We start from the raw sequence: 20,531 nt of genomic DNA, 5'->3' as shown, positions 1-20,531 counted from the left end.
AGAGTTCACGGATAAGCTTGTAACTAAGTTAAAAATAAATTATTTTAGAATGGCAGTAAATTAGATGAAAAATTCACATTTTTAATCATAGGTTTAAAAAATAGTTACTTTTCAATAAAAATCTGATAGGAAGTGTGAAAATATGTTGGATACTATATGTTTTTTCTGCAAAAATAAATTTACGATTAATCATTCTGATTCACAATATTATAAAATCAAAAAAGGAGAAAATAAATATTATATATGTAAAAGTTTCAATAATTCATTTCAACAAGAAGCGATTAATAAAACTGGAATAAGTCCGGATCAAATTGATGATTATGATAAGTTTTTCCGGTATAAATAAAACTCTCTTTAATACCGCGTAAATGTCAATTTTCTCATCATTCTTACAAAACTTCCTGTAGAATATTCTCAACTGAGGGGATCGGAACGAAAGCGATTAATCGTGCGATAGCTTAGTTCGTAACCCTGCACTAGCCACATCATGCGAACACTGTGGAGCAAGTGTTGGTGTTATGGGAGCAGTTGCGGATGCTGTCTTAGATGAAGGTAGACAAGTTATTGGAATTATGCCTAGTTTTTTAGAGCAGAGAGAAATATCGCATAAAAGATTATCCAAGCTGATAGTTGTCGAATCTATGCATGAGAGAAAGGCTAAAATGGAAGAGCTTGTAGATGGCTTTGTCGCTTTGCCAGGTGGACCAGGAACATTAGAATGTCACTTTAGGAGATATATTGCACACTATTTAAACGCTATTTTGCATTAAGTAAATATAAAAGCCTAATTTCTCAACATTAAAATTGAGAAATTAGGCTCATAGAAGGACATTAAAACCTTTCGATCATGATGCATAATGTCCCAGGTTTTTCTAAACTTCATATTCCTCTTTGCTCTGGTTAAATAAACAAATAATAATTTACTCTAGAAGTTTTAGGTGACTGATTATTCACAAAGTAGCCTGTTTGTTGAACTAAGATCAATAATTAGGACTGTGAGTTTATGATACCATCCAAACACAGAAATGTTGAATGGTTGTTTTAAGATTCCCTTTTTTTCTTGGACATTACCGTTTTTCTCATCTAACTCGATAAGATGAGACTTGGTCGTTCCAAGAAGTAGTACCAGACATTCCCCAAGAAGTTAAATTGGTGGTAAAGTATTTGTTTGGATAACCTACAAGAGTTAAATAACGACCACCATAATAACGATTTTGATAGAGCCTAATCCAAGAACCAGGAGCTACAGATACAGCAGATATTCTGTTATCCCATGCAGTACTCAGAGAAGTGACCTGAGTTCCAGGATACGCAATTAATGATCTTCCATATCCATGACCCGAAGTATGTTCATATAAATAAGTTGGTCTTGCCATTATACCTATTGACTGACTAGATAATCGCTCTGTAACTTTTTGATGATATGCTTCATATTTTTCTGGAGTTGAGAAGCCATGTACCTTTTCTCCTTGATCAGTTGCTTCAACTACCATTCCAACAATTTTTTTATGTTTACCTGGTGCATATTTTATTCCATCTACTGTGTCAACTTTTAGATCCTGATCTGGATTCGATGTTAAACTAGCTGCATTTGTTCTACCTTCAAAACTAAAAACTAAAGAGAAAACTCCTACTAGGGCTATTAAAGCTAAAGACAGATTACGTATCATTTTTCTTTTCATCAAAGTTCCTCCTTAAATTAAAAGTCAATCTATTGTAGTGCAACTTTTTTCAAAACGGTTAAACTTTATTTTAAATCCACAACACGATATTCTTTAACTTTTTCCGCTTGAACCTCACCTTCCTTTTTGTAATAATATGACTTAATTTTCACCTCCTTAATAATTGACCGACTCTTCTGGTAAGATATGATATTTACATAGACCTGCATCTACTTGTCCCATGTTTTTAAAAGTGATTTCAACATATGAATGGCATGTTTCTGCTTTTTAGGATCCAACGGTTTCTGCCATCGAAGTTGCCCTTCTAATAAAAGCATCATTTGGAAAGCAATGTCTTCACATTGCATAAGGACCTCTTCGATTAGTTGTTCCTTTGATGTAAAGTGGTTTTGTATAACGTCATAGTAGCTACATTTGCTTCCTCAATAATTTTCTTTATTCCAACAGCATGAAAACCGTGATAGTTTCGGGCAATCATAAACACTCCTTATTAATAGGAAATCCTTTAATCTCTTTTAATGTATAAAAAAGAAACAGTGGTACCACTGGCTCTAGTCATGCTGTTTGAGAATAGCCATTACTTTTGTCATTTAATTTCTCACCAACTGATATAAAGACGTGAAGGTGTCATAAGTTATCAATATTCTTTAGGTGGAGACAGCCCCATGGATTCATTGACTGGAACAGGGGTAACATGGCACTCTATTTTATTGAGTATGATAAAAATTTTAAAAACTTTAATGAAGAAAATATAAAAATCATAGATATACTAAATGAAAATACAGAATCAGGTGAATGGAAAACCTTAGATTTTGCTAGTTTTGGCGCAAGTGGTTTAGAATTATTTGTCTATGGTTATAAGATGTCATTTCTGATTACCATTCTGGTAACCTCAAAAAAAGACTGATATGGTCGGAAACTTCCTTAGGGTGGGTCAAAGTGATGATGTGATTAGCACCAGGTATACGCACAAAGTTAATATTGGGAACTTCCTTATATAATTGTGCGATTTTAAAGAGATCTCCTGAGTCCTTCTCGCCTATGATAAAAAGTGTCTTCGTTTTAATTTCTCCCAATCTTTCCATCGCTGAATTGGAGGAAACAGTTTCGAATGTTTTCCAATCAAAAGTTTTTTGAATATTGTGTATCATCATTTCGCGCAATAAATCGTATGCTTTTCCAAAAGAAACGCTCCAGGAAGGCTCGCTTAATATTATATTAGTCATTTTCTCAACATCTGGTGCAACTTTAGAAACTCGGCTCTCTAATTCCGCATGTTCGGAAGAAAATTTAAACCCCGACAGGCCTGGAGCGACCAATACCAGTTGAGACACCCTTTTTGGATAGGTCAGAGTAAAATCAGTTGCAATTTGTCCACCTAGGGAATGTCCAACGAGGGCACCTTTCTTAATTTTAAGATGATCCAAGAGTTTTCTAAGATCCTTAACATAATCAATGGGTTCATTCGGAACAGGTGACTTCCCTGCACCCCGGACATCAAGAGTGATTACTTTGAACGACTTTGAAAGATGTGGTGTGATGAATTCCCAGTCACGTGAATCCATAGCTCCACTATGAAGTAGTATAACTGGCTTTCCTCTTCCTTTAATTTCGTAATGAAGATCCATCTATTTCAATCTCCTTTCCCTGAAAAAAGTAGGCATTGCCCCATGACTATCTTCGTTTCATTTCTAAGATTCCTTTTCTTATCTCCCAAACTGTTTACAAAACCATTTAATAAACTTGTTCGGTTAAAAAGGAAGTTTAATGTACCATTACAAATGATTTAATTGCTCAAGAAGGTCCTATTTCACCACTTTTATAATGCCCATCCGCTTTAATGTTCTAATAAGTGATTTCAAGAATTTAAACATCCCCCCCTTATTTATTTCACACACTGTGATGAAATGATAATAACACAGTGTGCGAAATAAAAGCAAGAGGTGATTTGAGTGCCGAAAATAGTTGATCATGATCACAAAAGAAAAATGATCGCTGAAACAGCTTGGAAAATTATTGAAACGGAAGGCATTGAAAAAGCATCTATCCGAAGAATTGCATCTGAAGCTGGAATGTCTACTGGAGCAATTGATCAAACCTTTATTCTAAAGCTACAGTAAATAAACTAAATCATTTTTACTCGACAATCATCCAATTTGTATCTTTTTCTAACGTGAGTATATATTGTGAAAAATGTGCTGCTTTTGTTGCTTCGTCAATATATTTAACAGTAACCCGTACTTTTATTTGATTATCTATTGTCTGGAATACTGGATTGACTAGCTCTGAAAATAGATAATCCTTACCAATCGGTGGTAAAGCATTATTTTTCACATAATAATCAAGTTCCTGTTCTGTTGCAGTCGGATAAAATGTAAAGAACGTCTCCAAAAAATCTGTCACTTCCTGCACTGTATCAGAGTCAACTGTACCATTACTTTCAGGTTGTTGTGGCTCATAGTCTGATTTATTCGGCATGCTCCATAAGGTAGGGTTTTGTATAATTACTAAGTTTCCTACATTATCTTGATGTAATAAGATTCGATAGGTGGATCGGACCATTTCGCTATTTTTATCTTCCATAATTTTTTGATCTACCGAATAAACAACCGCATAGGTATTATCATTTTCTGGTGACACTGACCAGATATCAATATTACCTACGCTGGAACTAGTAGGAATATCATCTCTTACGGTATCGGTATTTAATGCTTGTAATTCCTCTGTCAAATAGTGACTGATCTTTTCCACCCGTTGTTCAATGGAATCTTTTTCATTTTGCCATGTGTAGTAATCTTTCACAAAGTTTTTCGTAAAGCTCTCAATCGCATTCGTATCGATGATCTCGTTTTCAATGATTTCTTTTTCATGAACGGTATGTTGATCAATTGCTGTAAAGTTTTTATAGATTCCAAAGGCTAGACTACCAATAAGTAATATCCATAAAAAAGTTACTGTTTTTTTACGTGTACCGACAGTCCGTACTTTCATTTTTCTGGTTTTTGTTTCGGTCGTTTGTTTTTCTTTTCTTTTAAAAAATCTTCTCATCTAATTCAAACCTTTCTATTGTTTAATACGTCCAGCTCCAATTAAGTGCTTTTGCCAGTAGGCAGTAGTTAAATCTGCATAACCGATTGGATCTCCAGCATTATACATTTGGTTGTTTCCAGTGTAGATACCAACGTGAGTGACATAAGTTCCTGCATTATACGTTGAGTGAAAAAACACTAAATCCCCAGGTTTTGCTTCCGATAAAGGAATCGACTCGGTTGCGTCATATTGCTGCTGTGCTGTACGTGGTAAGTTAATCCCAGCTTTCCGATAACTCCATTGTGTTAATCCACTACAATCAAAAGATGTATTCGGATTCGCACCACCAAAAACATAGGGGAAACCTTCATACTTTAGGGCTTCATCCATAACAATCTGAACCATTTCATCATCAAACTGAGGGGAAATAAAATACTGACTCACTAAATCGACATAAAACATATTTCCGTAAAGATAACGCCAGCCACCGTTTTTCTTTACGGCTATCGGATTGGAATAAGTGATTTTACTGCCGCCTGACCGTTCCTTTGCAAAGCTTTCAGCTAGTTCAAAAGAGTAAGAGCTTCCTCGTTTTGCGACATAATCAATAAAAGCACCACCATAGTTGTAGCCTTGAATAGCTGTATTGCCATCAACACCATTTCTTTCTGCGGAGTGTAATAAATCTGAAAAGTATTTTGTTCCTTGTTTAATAGAAGCTTCGGTATCTAAAGAATTGGGCGGAAGCCCCAACGATTCACTACTCTGCATCACATCTGGAAGTTTTCCACCACTCTCTACTTGAATAATAGCAAGCAGGGTAGAGACATACTCACTAATTCCATATTCCTTTGCATATTTCTCTACCATTGGCTGATGTTTTAATACATCTTCGGTTACTGATATGCTGTCTATATCATGAATGGAATCACCACTATTTGATGAGTGTTCTTCATTTGATATAAAAATCGCTACAAATGCTAGAAGCCCTAAAAAGGCAAGAAAGCCTAATCCTCCAGCAATTAACATAATCTTTAATCTTATAACTTTCATCGGCGTTTCCTCCTAACGGCATGGATTGGACGCTTCGTGATTTGTTTTTGGTTTGTACGTTTTAATGGTTTAGAAGGTCGCTTGATAGTTGTCCGACTATTTTTTACTTGAGAACGTTCTTCATTGGGAAATCGGTTTTCTTTTTTTACAGGTTGTTTGGGATGATCAGTAAAATGTTCTTTTCTGTCTGGACTCGGTAACGGTCGTTGTAATTTGAATTGCTTCTTATGCTCACTTTTTGTGACGGGTCTTGTCTTTACTTTTTGTTGAATAGCTGGGTTCTTTAATCTATCTTGATGTACAGATTTATTGACATTTTGCGTGACTGGCCGTTCATGACTGGCAAATTCCCTAGAAGGAGTACGTTTTTTATCCAATGCTTGTCGCCTATCTGCAATTGTTTGACGATGTTTTGCTTGACGGTCTGCATCTGTTTTTTGTCTCTTTTCCTTTGCTTGCTTCAAGCCTTCTTTAAAATCACGGGCAGGCTTTGTAAGCTGTTCTTTTCCTTGCATCACCGCATATTGAGCAGTAGTAGGTAAATCATGCAGTTGTTCTTTACGATGATCTATATTTGCACGAAACTGACTTTTCGCACCAAGCACTTTTCCTGTGACTTGACCTACTTTCTGACTTAAAGATGTTGGTTTTGTATTGCCATTTGATCGCTCTTTCTTGTTCTTTGCAGTTGATGTTAGCCGCTGTAACGGTCGAATAGGGGTGAAGGAACCTTTTGTTTGCTTTGATTTTCCAACCATTGCCCCGACTGTTGCTCCAGCTGTTGCCCCTGCTAGGGTACGCCCGATTGTTCGCTGCAATCGACGACTGCCACGATTAAACATTCGATAAGGACGACGCATAACTTGGCGTCCAACTTGTTGCGAGTCACTACTTTGCAGTTTAAACATGCTCATAATGTCACCGAGTTTCATGTAAATCCCTGCAAACGTCACGATCTGCAAAAAGGCAATCAAGAAAAATGGATAGCTTGTTGTTAAACTGTAAAGCATGGATGAAATACTAAAGGCAACTGTAATAATGAGCGTAATACCAGCCCGGAGCATAATCACATTAAACAATTTCATAATCGCCTGTTTTCCCATGTTTTCAAAGGTGGGTATCATCGACAGTAAAAAACTGATGGGTAAAAACATGGCATAGATGATAAACAGAATTTGTGAGAAAATCATAATTCCCGATAGTAGAAACACGAAAAAGGAGATACCGATATTAAACAGAAATAAAAAGAAGACCATTCCTAAACGTGTAGTGGTCTTCGTAATTGTTAAGTTTTTATTGTCATGATCTTCAATTTCTGCTTTTACAGCATCTTCACGATCTTTCCCGTTATTCGTATCAGGATTGATGGAGACTAAGCTTTCAACACGTTCTTCACCAATCGTTTCTTTATCCGAATCATCAAATTGTAATAACATCCACGGCTGTTCCACTTGAATAGAAAAGAGGTTATTCCGTATCAAATCGACACTATCTTTTCCCTGACTAGTAGAGCTAGGCATTAAGATTTTTGTTCCTAAGTCTAAACTTGCCTGACTAATATCTGCCGAAAAGTCATTAATTTTAGCAATATACGTTGGGGCATAGGCAATAAAAGAAGCCGACAAAATAAACACGACTAAAAAGTTTAGGATCGCTCGAAATGCTTTCGTCGTTTCCCGTTTCATTAATCCTGTATATGCCACGTAAATCCCAATCACTAAAATAAAAATGAGTAAGAAACCCACATAAAATCCCGAACTGCTGAAACCACTTGCCGTAATTCCAGCTAATGTTTGCATGTTTTTCCCGATAGCGTCTGCCGTTTGGGAAATGAAATCGAGAGAATAAGCTTGTTGGATTAAGTAGCCTGTCGCATTCGATAAATATAAGCTAATAATCCAAATGAAATTAGTGATTGTATATAAGCCATACATGACCTGTTTACCTATACCATCATCCCAATTCCACGGCAACCAATCCCAACCCGAATCCACGTAGAAATCTAATTGATAATGGTCAAGTGGGTACAAGGAATAGAGATTATCTTCTGACACCGTATCATCAACTAAGCCAGCTGCTTGAGCTAATGTTCCAAGTAAAAGAAGACATAGAAAAACGGCAGTACCAATAAGTACCACCGTTAAGACAATCTTTTTCCATTTTTGTTTTTTCAAATTAATCGCCACCTTTCTTTTCCTGTGTCGGTGGACGCGTATCGAAAGCATGAAATAAATCCTCAAAGACAGGATGGACTTGAATAATTCCGACACGTCCATATAAGTCTTGAATTAAACATTGTCCATTTTCTAATTCCCGTAAGCGCCTTTGATTCGATTCATCTTCCGAATCCACACCAAAGAATTGAAGGGTTTTCTTTATTTCTGTCATATCTCTTGAGCGGAAGGCAAACTTTACACCGATATTATTTTTTAATTTTTCATCGGTTAAATCGTCGGCGTTCTGGGTAACAAAGTAGACACCAGCATTCATGGCACGCCCTGCACGAACCAGTTTATTTGAGAGTGTTTTCCCTTGTGCGACTTGTAGGAATGACCATGCTTCATCTAAGTCAACGATTTTAAATACGCTGCGATCTGAATGAATAAAGTCTAGTGCAAAAGTAGAAATGACAATCAACATGGCGACACTCAAAAGTTCCATGGTAGTGTATTCTTCAAAACTCGTTTCTGCATCAGGTAACACTAAATCCGCCACTTGGATAATATTTAGCTGTTTTTCTAAACTAATCGAGTTTTTCACTGTTCCATCTGAAAACAATAGATGAGCAAAGTCATAGTCTGTAAAACTTTCGATATGGTCAGCAATAGGACCAGCTAATGGATTAGGGTCACTTCTTAGTTCATGAATGACAAGGAGCAAGCCACGTTCTTCTTGTTGACCGACGGCTCGAATTGCTCGTCGTAATACAGGGAATTTATCTCCATCCCGACTTGATATGCCTGTGAGGAAGGTAAGAATATCAATGGCAAGACTTTCCGAATCCTTTTTCTTTTTCATAATGACAAAAGGATCAAGTAATCCTTTGTTGATATCGTCACTTGTTAAATTAACAATATTTATTTCGTGAGCAATTTCGGGCAACGTTTCTTTCCATTTTCCTCGTTCCGCCTTTGGATCAACAATGAGAGCTTGACCACCAAATAGTACGGCATAGTAGACTAATAAATTATTAGAGAATGATTTTCCGCCACCGAGTGAACCTAAAAAAGCAGAAGCTAACGCGTTGGTGACAGAACCCTTTACGCCTTGACTGGCTAAGCTTGGATTTAGGTATACATTTCTTCCAGTATCTAAGTTGTAACCAAAATAAATCCCTTCCGTTTCTCCCAGCATTTGTGTAGCTCCAAATCCGAGACCTGCTAAAAAGTCAGAAGTCACGTACTGGATATAATCATTCATATACCGTTTACTGGCTGGGATAAATTCACTGTGTAAACCGATCATATCTCCAAATGGACGAACGAGTTTTACGTTCAAATCATCATAAAAATCTTTTACCTCATTACAACGCTGTTTGAGTTCGTCCAAGTTAGGAGCAGACACGCGAATCACGTAGCTTAATTTATACATCGATTCTTTACTTTGGTCGAGCACATCTTCTAATTCATTTACCTGTTCCAGCGCGTCTATGACATTGCTGCCAGTTTCATTATCGGATTCCCAGGCATGATTATCCAGGTCTTTGAGTTCCTTTTTCTTATTCCGAACGGTAGACAATGCTTTTTTATTCGTTACAATTTCTACGTTCATGGAAGTATCGATTGGAAAATCAAATTGTTGTTGTTGATAATAAAAAATTTCATCTGATGGAAACTCAAGATCACCGACAATGGAATTAATCGTAAAGTATGCCACATACGTGGTTTGTTCTTCCTGTTCGATTTTTAAATAACGTTGGTTTTCCTCGATCAAACAACGAGTCGGTTTAATCAGGTCATAACGCTTCACTAAAGTTTCCTTTTTTAATTTCTTTAGAGGTAGGGCATAGTCATATTCGTCATAAGCCATTCCAGTTTGTCCATGAAGATGTTCAATTAGATAGCCAAAGTCATTTTTATCTAAAGGGCGTACCTTAAAACGTCTCGAAATTTTGTTTTGTAATAAAGATTCCATTTTACTGAATCGTCTAATTTCATCATGAGGCATGGAAACAAAATCTCCCATCAAGTGATGGTTTACATCACGGATAAAAGAAGATAGGGAAGTAGTTACTGACTTTCCCATCGACTTCATACTGACTTCCTCTTCATTCAGCAACAGCTTAAAACCGATAAAGAAACGGTAATCCACTTGATGTTCGCCAATCATGGAAACAAAGGCTTCCGTTTGGTCATCAATACGCTCATAAGCGACGTCTTGTAAACGACTAGATACTAACTCTTTACTTCGTTCATGCACAGACCGGATACTGCTTGCGGTGCTAATCTGTAAGGCATGAATTTTTCCGTCTTGATTCTGTGCAATTAATTGACGAAAGTGATCATGCACCTGTATTTTTTCATCCTCCGATAAAAAGGAATAATTATATGGCAACAGTTCATAGTAGGCAAAACATTCACCATCATGGTTGAAAACGAGATTATTTTCAAGATATTTAATCGGATAACGCATGGACTTCACTCCTTACAGCAGTCATATTTTCATTCACTTTCATACGTTGTAGTTTGACGGGTTTCCCGGCATAGGTAACTTTAGACCGAAACCAATAAGTCAATACAGACTTGAGAAAGCTATACGGTTTCTTACCATCAAATGTTTTCTGGCTCATAAACCACGTCAAACCAACTGGAATTCCGACATATTTTAATAATGCCCCATCGATTAGGGAAAGTGGGGGAAGATTACCTAGCAACATGACAGCTAAGAGGGAAAGTACAAACCATGACATTTGATTGAATGTTACGGGAAAAGGTAAACGAAAATCATTGATGGCATAAATCACTTTTTCGACTGACCAAATACGGGTATAGCTTTTTAACTTTTTCAATATTCATCTTCCTTTCCAAAAGAAAAAGCAGCCTGTACGATAACAAGCTGCTTCTCCATCTATTGAACATATTCAAATACACCATGTGACGTCACAAGAAAGCTGCCTTCAATTTCAAGGTCACGTCCAAAAGCTCTATAATCAATATAATTCTGTAAGTTAGCAGGGACTTCCCCAAGTACGCCTGTTTCTGCTATCAAATATCTCGCAACATCTTCCATATCTTCACAATCAGAATAACAAATGATGTCATCTTGATGCTCCAGTAATTCTTCTAAACTATCAAACCAATAGCCTTGTACTTCTGATAGTGCATCATATAAAGGAGAGCCTTCGATTTCTTGCACCATTGCACATAACCGGTTGATTTCGGATATTGGCGTATATTCATCAACCTCAAATGGTAACTCGTAATCATGTATCGCATATTCTTCATACTCACCATTTAAACCAATACGCTCTTTCACGTCTTCCATATCAATAGGTGGTGTAAACCACGCACCAACAAGTTCGCCTTCATTGTACTTGCCGAGGTTAGCAATGTAGACTTGCATATCCATTGGTTATCACATCCTTTTCATTAAAAATAGCCATAAAAAAAGCAGCAGCTTGTTATCTGCTGATACACAAAATAGGCTTGTTAATCCCTACCGCACTACCGTTTGGTCCACCATTTTTTTGTGGAACATAAGAAGACCACTTATCTTCCACAAAAAAACGGTACAATTTAAGATCCTATGATTCGATTAAATAGGTTTAACAACACGTCTTTCACACCAGCTGCATTAAAGACTAATCCTACTGCAACCAAAGCAATAATTAAAAAGCCAATCAGTTTGGAAAACTCTCGTTTAAAGCCTAAATAAATTCCAATTACGACAATCGCCATTAATACTAAAGATTGTGCATTACTTAAAAACCAATTATATAAATTCTGGCCAAAGTTCATTTGATTTTCTCCCTTCATAAGTTAATCATTCGTTATCTGATGATGGTTGAATCACTTTCTCTACAGGAATGGTTTGTTGCATGAGTATTTTTTGATGGCGCTTGGATAACTCTGTCTGTTCCAACATATCCTTAATTACACTCGTTTGATTGAGTTCATCTATCTTTGTCGCTAGTTTCCAAGTGGGGGCGACTTGATGAGCTAGCCATCTAAGTGTCTTATCAAACGTATATGGTTCAGGTTTTGTCGTTAAAGAAATTTTTCTATTCACACCTAAATCCAAAAACCGTTGCCATTCTTTATTCATTTTCCAACTGCTTCGACGTTTTTCCTCGTCTTTATCGACAAAACGAATATACCGATTAATAATCGAAAAGGCAGTTCGTCCAGCATCTTCATACATCATTAAATCCACAACCGCATGGTATGCACGATCATTCTTTAATCGAATTTCAAAGCGATTTTTCACGTCTGTATCTTCAAACGATGTTCCATGCTTCACGTATTGTTCGTAATCTTTTTCATATGCACAAAAGTACACGTCACTTTTTAAAGAGCCGATATATAACGTATTTCCCATGTCAGGCTTTTCTTCACTCTGTACAAGTTCACCAGAACGATAACTTTTAAAACTACGAAAAACAGAGATACATTCTTCATTACGGCATTTGCTCGTTAAAAACGGAATATCCAATACGCTTGTCTTATCGTTTATCGCAAGATCAATTCGTTTAAATACGCCACCAACACGAAACACTTCCATAAAAAAATCAAACCATGTTCGTTGCTGGGCTAATAAAAAGTTTTCAAATTGTCTGCATCCTTTTCCTTTGAGTTCGAGTAAACAACCTTTGTCCTCATCGGGGGAAACCATGACGACAATATCTCCAAAAACATATTGCTCCATATAAGAATAAAACGCATAATCTTCATGCAACATGTATTCCATTTTCAATTTCAAAATCTCTTCAATGACAGGCTTCGGGTTTGTCGTTAAAAATCGAATTCGTACATAGTCAAACAAGATTTCTAATGGAGCGTCTGGATTAAATTGTTCCAGTACTTCAAATAAAGCTACTTGTAGGGAATCTGAAGGAGTTACTTTTCCTGTTTCGATTTCACTAATATATTGTCTTGAAATTCCAATATGAACAGCCAGTTTATTTTGCGATACACCGTATTCTAGCCGTTTTTCCTTTAATTGTTGGTACCAAGGTACTTGGTTCATGTGCATTCCTCCAAACTAAAAAAAGATGTCAACTAAAGGTTAAAAGCTGACATCCTCTTTATATGCTCCAAACCGTTGTGCCATCAGGTGTTAGTGGCTTTTGGAACAGTTTCCTTGTTGTTTTTCTACCCCCCTGTTAGAAATGGGGGGTTAAGGCGTGGCTATCGCCACGCAGGCTTCGCCCAGCACAGCGGCTTTCGCTTCGCACGCCGCCGCACTGGGCAGCCTTTATTGGGCTAGTTTAGCAATTTCCTTTAGAAAATCATGTTCTTTAGGGACAAGTGGTGTATAAAATTCAGAAATAACACTGTCTCCTTTGTCAACGTATCCACGCCCTTTGATTGGTTTCAAGAAAAATTGTTTCTGTACATCTGAGCCGAAAAGCATGCCGTATCCGAGTTCACTCATTCTACCTAATCCTAATCGAAAGTTAAATTGATCCCTTATTCCGTCCCCAAGGTATTTTGCATCTGGACGTTGACAGGCGAGGATAAGGAAGAAACCTGATTGTCTACCTAACATGACGATTTGTTTCAGTTTACTCATGACTTTCACGCTTTCTTTACCAATCATCTCCATAAACGAGGTGTACTCGTCAAAAATCAAAAAGTGGGCGGGCAAACCTAAATAAGCATAGTTTTCTCCTGTCTTGTAGTTCGGCATTTGCTTCATTTCTTCATTCCGTTTCATCATGTCCTCATAAAATTGATCAATACAAGTCATCATATCTTCCTTTTTGTAGTACACATCGGGCATGACCGTGGCTAAGTCCGATAAATCGGCATTTTTGGGATCTAAAACATACAATTTCGCATTTGTTTTTAATAGTGCTTCAATGAGTGTAAGAATAAAATATGTCTTTCCACCACCAGTTCCACCGGCAATCAACATATGCGGAAGTTTATCGTATTCCCAATACATCGAGTCCATAAGCCTTAAACTACCATTTTGTACAATGACTTCATTAATAGAAATACGACTATTAATTGTGTCATAGAGCAAGATGTATTCTACATAGGAATCATGTAACTCTTTTGACACTAACTCACAATACAAACCACTTTCTAATTTGGTTTCTAAATTTAAAAGAGGTTCTTGATACTTACCGAGTGTAATTTCCACTTGAATATGAAGCAATCCTTTTTCAAACCGATAATATATCTTTGGAAAATGGCTGATTTTTTCCTTCGTTTTATTGGATGAAATATCCTTAAAAAAGCCTTCTTGTGTAATTTGTTTAGTTTCATACCAGCCATTTTCTAATATCATTTTGGCAAGCTTTTGACGGTGAATGACTTGCTTTATCTTGTCATACCGATAGCGATAATAGAGATACGCATAGCCAGCTGTTATAGTAATACTGATAAGCAATGTTACCAATCCATAGGTGCTGATAAAGTATGCTTGAAACACATCCAATTGCCATGTGGTAGAGAGTAAAAAGTACAGATGAAAAGGGATAAAGGAAACGAGCCACACACCAACCAGCCCAAAGAATATAAATTGAAAAACAAGGGAAGCATCTTTTTCTTTAATGCGTTTCCCTTGTCTTTTAAAAGTGTTCATTATTTTTCCTTATCAGGAGTAGACTTTGAAACATTACTAGTCGATGTTGTCGCTTTTCCCTTTAGGACTAAATCATCTGCCTTGATGTACCAATCCACATCTGCACCACGAAAGGTTGCATTTGCGACCGTATCGGCGACAGGGTTAATGATTTCTACTTCCGCATTGTAATCAAACTCTTTCAAAGGTACGGAAGCAGGTATGCTCACTTGAATCATACGTCCTTGTTCACGAGACTTTAAGTCATAGGTGCGTTCCTTGACTTCAGAAGATACCGTGCCATCTTCATTTTGAAGAAATACCTCACGACGTAATGCGGAAAACTTTAGTAATCCAAATGTCTTTTCTTTATCAATGACAATACCTTGTGCTAATCTCATGTTTTTTTCCTCCTTATGCTTTTACCATGTCATCTGCATGTAAAATATAATTTGTGAAACCACGTTCTCCAATTTTATACCCCTCTGCGGTAATTCTGGCATTGACTAATTTTACTTTTTCCTCATGTTCAAAGAACTTTTCTCCTGCTTCTTGTGGGAGAACCACCTCAATATCATCTGCACGTTGAATATCGGAATATAGATTATAGCTGCGAGAAAGAGTGGTCATGCGTCCATTAATCCGTCGTTGTTCAACTTTTCCTTCTCCTGCATATTCTAAATTTCCAAAAGTCTTTTCCATGTTCGGAATAACATATTTTAATTCCATCATATAAACCTCTTTTCTTGTTTTAATTTTTGGTTATCTATGAAAAGCCAGGGCAGAAGGGAGGGGAACGAGAAAAATACATCTTCATTTGTCAATCACTCCTATGTTTCTTGCAAACGATAATCCACACGCCCATAAATCACACACCAAAAGACAACCATCGTTTCACCTTGTTGGTCACGTACCGATTTCCCACAAGGGAAAAACGGAAAGTCTTCAATCTCAATTTCATTCATAACAAAATGATCATCGATCCATTCCATCACCTTTTCTTCATTTTCTTCCAAAGAAACCACACTCCTTCCTTGATTTAGACAATAAAAAAAGCATGACAGATGGAATTTGTCACACGTTAGTTGATTTATCTATAAAATTTCTGCAATACCAGCCATGATATATTCAGCACATGGTACGGCAATTGCATTTCCAATTGCTTTATATCTTGCATAATCACTAATGGATTCACCATTATTTCCAAATGCTGTCCAGTCTTCTGGTAATCCCATCAAACGTTCACATTCCAACGGAGTTAGTTGTCGGATATAACCTTCTTCTTCTTTCCCTTCATACCAAAAAGAAAATATATTAACTGAACCAGCTAGCAAAGTGGGGAAAGGATCATTTGTCCGTCCAAAGCTCCCAATGAATCCTGATTTGTTTTTATCTTTTGCGGTACTTCGCATACGTCTTTCTTGAAAGGGACGGACGACGGGTATTTTCCTCCTTGTTTTTTCAGAAGATCTTCGACTGGCCGCGGTGGAGGGCAGCCTGTCTTCTCCGCAAGACGCAGGAAATGATTGCAATTCGCGGGTTTTAAATAATATTTCTCTGGCACGTTTTCCTCCAAAATCTGCCACGAGGAAGATACGTCTTCTTCTTTGAGGAAGCGTGGGCTTTCCCCAATATCGGGCATCCAACACGCGCCAGCACACATCAACCTCATTCCCTCGGACCATTCCCGCTTTTGCCCAGACTCCAGAAGTAGGCATTGGAATTTCGGTATTTGTGAACGATTCAAGCACGGCCTTAAAATCCAACCTGTTATTTGATGAAAAAGCTCCCATGACGTTTTCCCAAACAGCGATAACTGGATATGTTCCATTCGTTGCACACCTCATTTCTTCAATAATTCGTATTGCATGATAAAACAAACTGGATTGACTCCCAGTAAGACCTTCTCGTTTACCGATATTGGATAAGTTCTGACAAGGTGAACCAAATGTAATGATATGAACAGGTGGAATTTCTTCTCCATTTACTTTAGTAATATCTCCTAAATGAAGCATGTTAGGAAAATGCCGTTTTGTAATAGATATAGGTGCTTTTTCAATCTCACTTGCCCATGTTGGACTAATTCCAAAACGGGAAGCAGAGAGGGGGAAGACACCGATTCCGTCAAAAAGGCTTCCAATTTTTAAATTTGTGTTATAAATCTTTTTATTCATTTCATATTTCACCTCCAATTTAACAACAAAAAACGCCATTTGTCGGTAAGTAAATACCGTCCAAATGGCGTTGCAAGTAAACGTTAATTAATATTCGTATATGGGGAGTATATCCGTTTCGATATTATTTTTACATACAATTGCAACACTATATCGTGCTCTTGTTACCGCTACATAAAATTTACATTTAATATCAAAATCATCCAGCTTTTTATCATTCAATAACCAGTCTGATATCTTTTGAGTTGGATATATTAATACCCGATCTCGTGTTGTTCCTTTGGATTCCCCAAAATTCTTTACTTCATAATTGGGGTTTACTTTTTTAGTGCGAGAATATCTTAATTGTGTTGGAGAATACTCTATTAAATAACGTTCAATATCCTTTTCTCTTACAAGAAAAACCCCATCATGTCCTGTAATTTCATTATGGAGAGAATCACAGGATGGATATTCAGGGAATAGATAGTTGGCGAAATTACAGATAATCTGGTTATTACGCCAACTATCTTTAAGAGTATCTGTATCGATATTAACATCTATAGATTTGCATTCATTTAATATAAATTCTTGTATTTTTCCATCGGAGTATTTTTTATATTTGTCAGGAAAATGAGTTTGATATGTTACTTGTCTAGGATCACCAGCAATTTTAATAATTGAATCGGATTGAAACAAAAGTTTTATTATCTCTAAATCATATCCTGCCATATCCTGTACTTCATCTATAAAGATATGTTTAAACAGTCTAGCAATCCGTTCAATTACATATCCATTATTTTTGTCATTACAACGAACAACAAATTTTGAGAGCTTGTCTGAATATATTTGGAAATCATTTGAAAAATAATGTTTTTCAACTTCTGTTTCTTTGTAGTACACTGGGAACTTTCCGTTTTTATATCTAAATCCTGATTTTTTATTCATCAATAACAAACCATTTATATTTTTATTTGTTAGTTTTCCTTGGTATGGTTTTGCACCATGCTCAATTAAAAACGAAAACCATGTTCTGATAGTAACGTTGTGTGGAATGACACCATTATTTAACTCGAAAAATTTCTTTCTTATTTCTTCTTTATTTTCTTCTGTAAAAGTAGTAATTAGAACACTTTCCGTAAGCTTTAATGATTCTTGTACAAAATGGGTAGTTTTTCCCGCGCCAGCCGCAGCTATTAAAAGATTATTTTTCATCACAAGGCCCTCATAATAAATTCCGGATAATTAATCTTATCTTGAGATGAAAATATTTTTAATGCACAATCAGTCTTATTTGATTTCATGTACTTAAGTAGAGAGTCTTCAGTTTCATATTTGGTATCGAATATAGAATTCAACTTTTCTAAACTGTTTGCACGTAATAAGGCTGGTTCTAGAGTATTATAATTAAAAGGTTTATTATCTTTTCCTATAGTTAGTGGTCCAGTGTGTATTTTTTCTTCATAGCAAATCTCGATATTTGATTTTTTGTTTTTTCCTAAGTAATTCTTATATTTCCGTTTTAAGGACTCTAAATCTCCATCATTGTCTGTAACAACTTTTACAGGTATCTCTAAGCATTCAGCAATTTCTAAGAACCTTAGGAAAGATGTACCTACGGAAATGATTTCTACTTCGTCTTCAATAGGTAATTTATCATTGTTGTTGTCCCTATATGCCCTTTGAAGTACTAATTCGTCAGAATCTCCTTCAACTAGGATTGCTTTCTTGCATAATATTAACCGCAGAGTGTCATATCCGGATACTTTTTCAAAAAAATCTTTGGAACTTAAATGATCAAACTTAACTGTTTTTTGTTTATTTAATAATATTAAATTATCTAACCCCAATTTATTAGAAACAAAACTACTATGAGTAGATAGTATAATCTGCTTATCATGATAATTGTCTTTGATGTTATTTAGCAGTTGGTTAAGTCGCGAATGGCTAATATGACATTCTGGTTCTTCAATTAGGATTATAGATGAAGCTTCTGCCCTTTTGTTTGACAAAGCTAAATCAGTTTTTATAATAGATTGCTCCCCTTTACCGATAAAATCAAAGGGGATTTTATCAAGTTGAGTTATTAAACTACCGTCCCAAGTTGAACGTGACCCTAAATCAACGGTCAATTCAATTTCTTTATTACTTAATTTAGATATATCAGTTATTTTCGAGTTAATGTCAGCAATCGATTGGTCTTTTGAAAAAGTTTCTTTTACTTTTCTATAGGCTTGTGCAACTTTAGTTTTTTCATCAGTATCTAAAATATTTTGAACAATTCTAGATATATAAATATCAGATCCATTTCGAAACTTGCTAAAACCTACATCGATAAACGATGACTTAATTGGAATGCTTCTAGCAGTCAATGCTTTTCTTGCGAAAGAGTACCATTCCACATCATAGTATTCAATTGGTAGACTTTCTATATTTCCCGATTTTATTAAAGATTCATATTCTTCATTATATTTTTCATCTAAGGCAATTTTTAGTGCAATTCCACTAGTTTTTCCTGTAGTCTTCTTTTCAGAAAACTTATCACCTTCTAAAATGGGGAGAACTTCATCTAAATATAATTCAATTAAAATATAAGGTGGTTCAGATGTCTTTCCATCGTTAACATTTTCTAAATACTCTTTTACAACTTCATAGTTAAATAAATATTGTGTTAGATTTCCTTTGACTAACTTCCCCCTAAATATACCGCTGAGAGCCAAATGTATTGCCTCTAAAATGGTAGATTTTCCAGCTTCATTATTTCCAACTAAGATATTTATTCCCTTTTTAAAATCTAAAGTGAAAGAACCCTTGATACATTTAAAATTCTCGATTTTTACACTTCTGATCATTGTCTCTCTCCTATATAATATTCTATAAATTTATTATCAGGTATTTTTTAGGAAAAGACAATCTAATGCACTATAAATAAGAATCTATTCAAATTTCCCAATGAAAAAAGACGCCTCAATTGAAACGTCTATTGTTTAAGATATCAAATATTTATAGTGATAACTCTAAATTAGGATTTGCATTTATTGCATTAAAATTGCATTATTTTAATTTTTAATATCATATTATAAGAGTTGATACTTCTTAAAAACCCTTTAAAATCAATGATATTGCTCTATATCAAGCACCGTGAAAGTAGAGTGGGAATAATTTTAGGAGAGCTAGAAACCTTTGTCTAACAAGGGTTTTTGGCTCTTTATATTTTATGGCACATTTTGAAAAGTGGTATTTATCTATTGGTTGCTGCTGGAATGTTCAATTTATGTATCGTTGCTTGTCTTTAGATTAATAATGTTGCTTAGTTTGAGTATAGGCATTTATGCAATTTCTTAGTTAGGGTAATATTTATGAATCTTTTTTTGCTGTGTCATTTAAGAAACCTTTTTAGTTGGAAAAGCAATGGATACATGGGTACTTATTTTATTGCAGTGTAACTTGCTGTAAGACTTCCACCTCAAGAAATAAGGAAACACTACATTTCTAAGTGAGAGATTTAACAGCCGGTAACAGACCGATTGGTTCAAAGACCTTTAGGTCATGCCCTTGTGGTACTAACATACAGTGGGGGATGGAAAAACTCACTGAATGAAGTTTCATTTTATACTTAAACACCTATAGCAATTAAGGGAGTCATGAAAATTTCATCAGTTCCCGAATGGTTTATTGAAATTAGTCCAAAGTCCTGCTATTCGATATTTGCTCGAACCTACCCAGCTACTTAAAATGGTCATTTCCAGTACTTCTTATTTAGGATTAGGTATGCATGTTATATTAGAGCATCTCCATAATGTGGAAAAAGGAGCTGGGACAAAACCCAGTAAAATAAAAAGTGGTACTCGCCAATAATTTGGTAAGTACCACTTTTTTTGAG

At 35.9% G+C, this 20,531-nt stretch carries 18 protein-coding genes and 3 pseudogenes; 2 read left to right on the top strand and 19 right to left on the bottom strand.

All coding sequences use genetic code 11. The features are described from left to right. Positions 1-500 precede the first annotated feature (500 nt). Positions 501-728: pseudogene (locus ABDZ84_RS19355) on the top strand (LOG family protein); the annotation flags it as partial. Between the two features lie 351 nt (positions 729-1,079). Here the strand turns inward: ABDZ84_RS19355 and ABDZ84_RS19350 are convergent. From ABDZ84_RS19350 to ABDZ84_RS19335, 4 genes and pseudogenes are all read right to left on the bottom strand, one after another. Continuing rightward, entirely contained in the window at positions 1,080-1,682 is a 603-nt protein-coding gene (locus ABDZ84_RS19350) for a hypothetical protein (protein WP_018705617.1), read from the bottom strand. 209 nt (positions 1,683-1,891) lie between these two features. Further along, a complete protein-coding gene (locus ABDZ84_RS19345; RefSeq protein WP_018705619.1) occupies positions 1,892-2,029 on the bottom strand; it encodes a hypothetical protein in 138 nt (45 codons plus the stop codon). Then, positions 2,018-2,160, bottom strand: a pseudogene (locus tag ABDZ84_RS19340) (TetR/AcrR family transcriptional regulator); the annotation flags it as partial. The pseudogene ABDZ84_RS19340 and the gene ABDZ84_RS19345, both read right to left, overlap by 12 nt. A gap of 397 nt (positions 2,161-2,557) precedes the next feature. After that, complete coding sequence (locus tag ABDZ84_RS19335; RefSeq protein ID WP_343782672.1) at positions 2,558-3,310, bottom strand: alpha/beta fold hydrolase; 753 nt, start codon at positions 3,308-3,310, stop codon at positions 2,558-2,560. A 324-nt stretch (positions 3,311-3,634) separates the two neighbouring features. Between ABDZ84_RS19335 and ABDZ84_RS19330 the strand changes: the two are divergent. Further along, a pseudogene (locus ABDZ84_RS19330) lies at positions 3,635-3,784 on the top strand (TetR family transcriptional regulator); the annotation flags it as partial. A gap of 34 nt (positions 3,785-3,818) precedes the next feature. On the opposite strand, the gene ABDZ84_RS19325 reads toward ABDZ84_RS19330, so the two are convergent. The 15 genes from ABDZ84_RS19325 to ABDZ84_RS19255 all read right to left on the bottom strand — a co-directional run bounded on the left by ABDZ84_RS19325 (position 3,819) and on the right by ABDZ84_RS19255 (position 19,500). Continuing rightward, a complete protein-coding gene (locus ABDZ84_RS19325) occupies positions 3,819-4,730 on the bottom strand; it encodes a conjugal transfer protein (protein WP_221835881.1) in 912 nt (303 codons plus the stop codon). 15 nt (positions 4,731-4,745) lie between these two features. Further along, positions 4,746-5,756 carry a bifunctional lytic transglycosylase/C40 family peptidase gene (locus tag ABDZ84_RS19320; RefSeq protein WP_343228074.1) on the bottom strand — a complete coding sequence of 337 codons (1,011 nt, stop codon included), beginning with the start codon at positions 5,754-5,756 and terminating at the stop codon, positions 4,746-4,748. 5 nt (positions 5,757-5,761) lie between these two features. Continuing rightward, the gene (locus ABDZ84_RS19315; protein WP_425542145.1) at positions 5,762-7,990 is read right to left on the bottom strand and encodes a CD3337/EF1877 family mobilome membrane protein; all 2,229 of its coding nucleotides are present in this window, start codon (positions 7,988-7,990) and stop codon (positions 5,762-5,764) included. Beyond that, positions 7,941-10,397 (bottom strand): conjugal transfer ATPase TcpF, encoded by a 2,457-nt coding sequence (gene tcpF / locus ABDZ84_RS19310; protein ID WP_343782667.1) that lies wholly within the window; start codon positions 10,395-10,397, stop codon positions 7,941-7,943. Before tcpF ends, ABDZ84_RS19315 begins: the two co-directional genes overlap by 50 nt. After that, entirely contained in the window at positions 10,381-10,773 is a 393-nt protein-coding gene (locus ABDZ84_RS19305) for a conjugal transfer protein (RefSeq protein ID WP_221835892.1), read from the bottom strand. The genes tcpF and ABDZ84_RS19305 overlap by 17 nt, the downstream gene beginning before the upstream one ends. A gap of 59 nt (positions 10,774-10,832) precedes the next feature. After that, positions 10,833-11,333 carry an antirestriction protein ArdA gene (locus tag ABDZ84_RS19300; protein ID WP_221835895.1) on the bottom strand — a complete coding sequence of 167 codons (501 nt, stop codon included), beginning with the start codon at positions 11,331-11,333 and terminating at the stop codon, positions 10,833-10,835. A gap of 167 nt (positions 11,334-11,500) precedes the next feature. After that, the gene (locus ABDZ84_RS19295) at positions 11,501-11,722 is read right to left on the bottom strand and encodes a hypothetical protein (RefSeq protein WP_077702580.1); all 222 of its coding nucleotides are present in this window, start codon (positions 11,720-11,722) and stop codon (positions 11,501-11,503) included. A 25-nt stretch (positions 11,723-11,747) separates the two neighbouring features. Then, a complete protein-coding gene (mobT, locus tag ABDZ84_RS19290) occupies positions 11,748-12,950 on the bottom strand; it encodes a MobT family relaxase (RefSeq protein WP_221835897.1) in 1,203 nt (400 codons plus the stop codon). 228 nt (positions 12,951-13,178) lie between these two features. Next, the gene (locus tag ABDZ84_RS19285; RefSeq protein WP_221835901.1) at positions 13,179-14,516 is read right to left on the bottom strand and encodes an FtsK/SpoIIIE domain-containing protein; all 1,338 of its coding nucleotides are present in this window, start codon (positions 14,514-14,516) and stop codon (positions 13,179-13,181) included. After that, positions 14,516-14,896 carry a YdcP family protein gene (locus ABDZ84_RS19280; protein ID WP_221835902.1) on the bottom strand — a complete coding sequence of 127 codons (381 nt, stop codon included), beginning with the start codon at positions 14,894-14,896 and terminating at the stop codon, positions 14,516-14,518. The genes ABDZ84_RS19285 and ABDZ84_RS19280 overlap by 1 nt, the downstream gene beginning before the upstream one ends. Before the next feature lie 13 nt (positions 14,897-14,909). Beyond that, positions 14,910-15,224 carry a YdcP family protein gene (locus ABDZ84_RS19275; RefSeq protein ID WP_018705633.1) on the bottom strand — a complete coding sequence of 105 codons (315 nt, stop codon included), beginning with the start codon at positions 15,222-15,224 and terminating at the stop codon, positions 14,910-14,912. A gap of 101 nt (positions 15,225-15,325) precedes the next feature. Continuing rightward, on the bottom strand, positions 15,326-15,520 hold the full coding sequence (locus ABDZ84_RS19270; protein ID WP_221835904.1) for a hypothetical protein: 195 nt from the start codon (positions 15,518-15,520) through the stop codon (positions 15,326-15,328). A 69-nt stretch (positions 15,521-15,589) separates the two neighbouring features. Further along, positions 15,590-16,669 carry a DNA cytosine methyltransferase gene (locus ABDZ84_RS19265; RefSeq protein WP_221835906.1) on the bottom strand — a complete coding sequence of 360 codons (1,080 nt, stop codon included), beginning with the start codon at positions 16,667-16,669 and terminating at the stop codon, positions 15,590-15,592. 87 nt (positions 16,670-16,756) lie between these two features. Further along, positions 16,757-17,863 (bottom strand): UvrD-helicase domain-containing protein, encoded by a 1,107-nt coding sequence (locus ABDZ84_RS19260; protein ID WP_221835909.1) that lies wholly within the window; start codon positions 17,861-17,863, stop codon positions 16,757-16,759. Beyond that, complete coding sequence (locus ABDZ84_RS19255) at positions 17,863-19,500, bottom strand: ATP-dependent nuclease (protein WP_221835911.1); 1,638 nt, start codon at positions 19,498-19,500, stop codon at positions 17,863-17,865. Before ABDZ84_RS19255 ends, ABDZ84_RS19260 begins: the two co-directional genes overlap by 1 nt. Positions 19,501-20,531 lie beyond the last annotated feature (1,031 nt).

It is taken from the genome of Virgibacillus salarius, assembly GCF_039521925.1.
Classification (GTDB): domain Bacteria; phylum Bacillota; class Bacilli; order Bacillales; family Amphibacillaceae; genus Virgibacillus; species Virgibacillus salarius.
The sequence above is the reverse complement of the archived record's forward strand: the minus strand, read 5'-3'. Positions and strand labels throughout refer to the sequence as shown.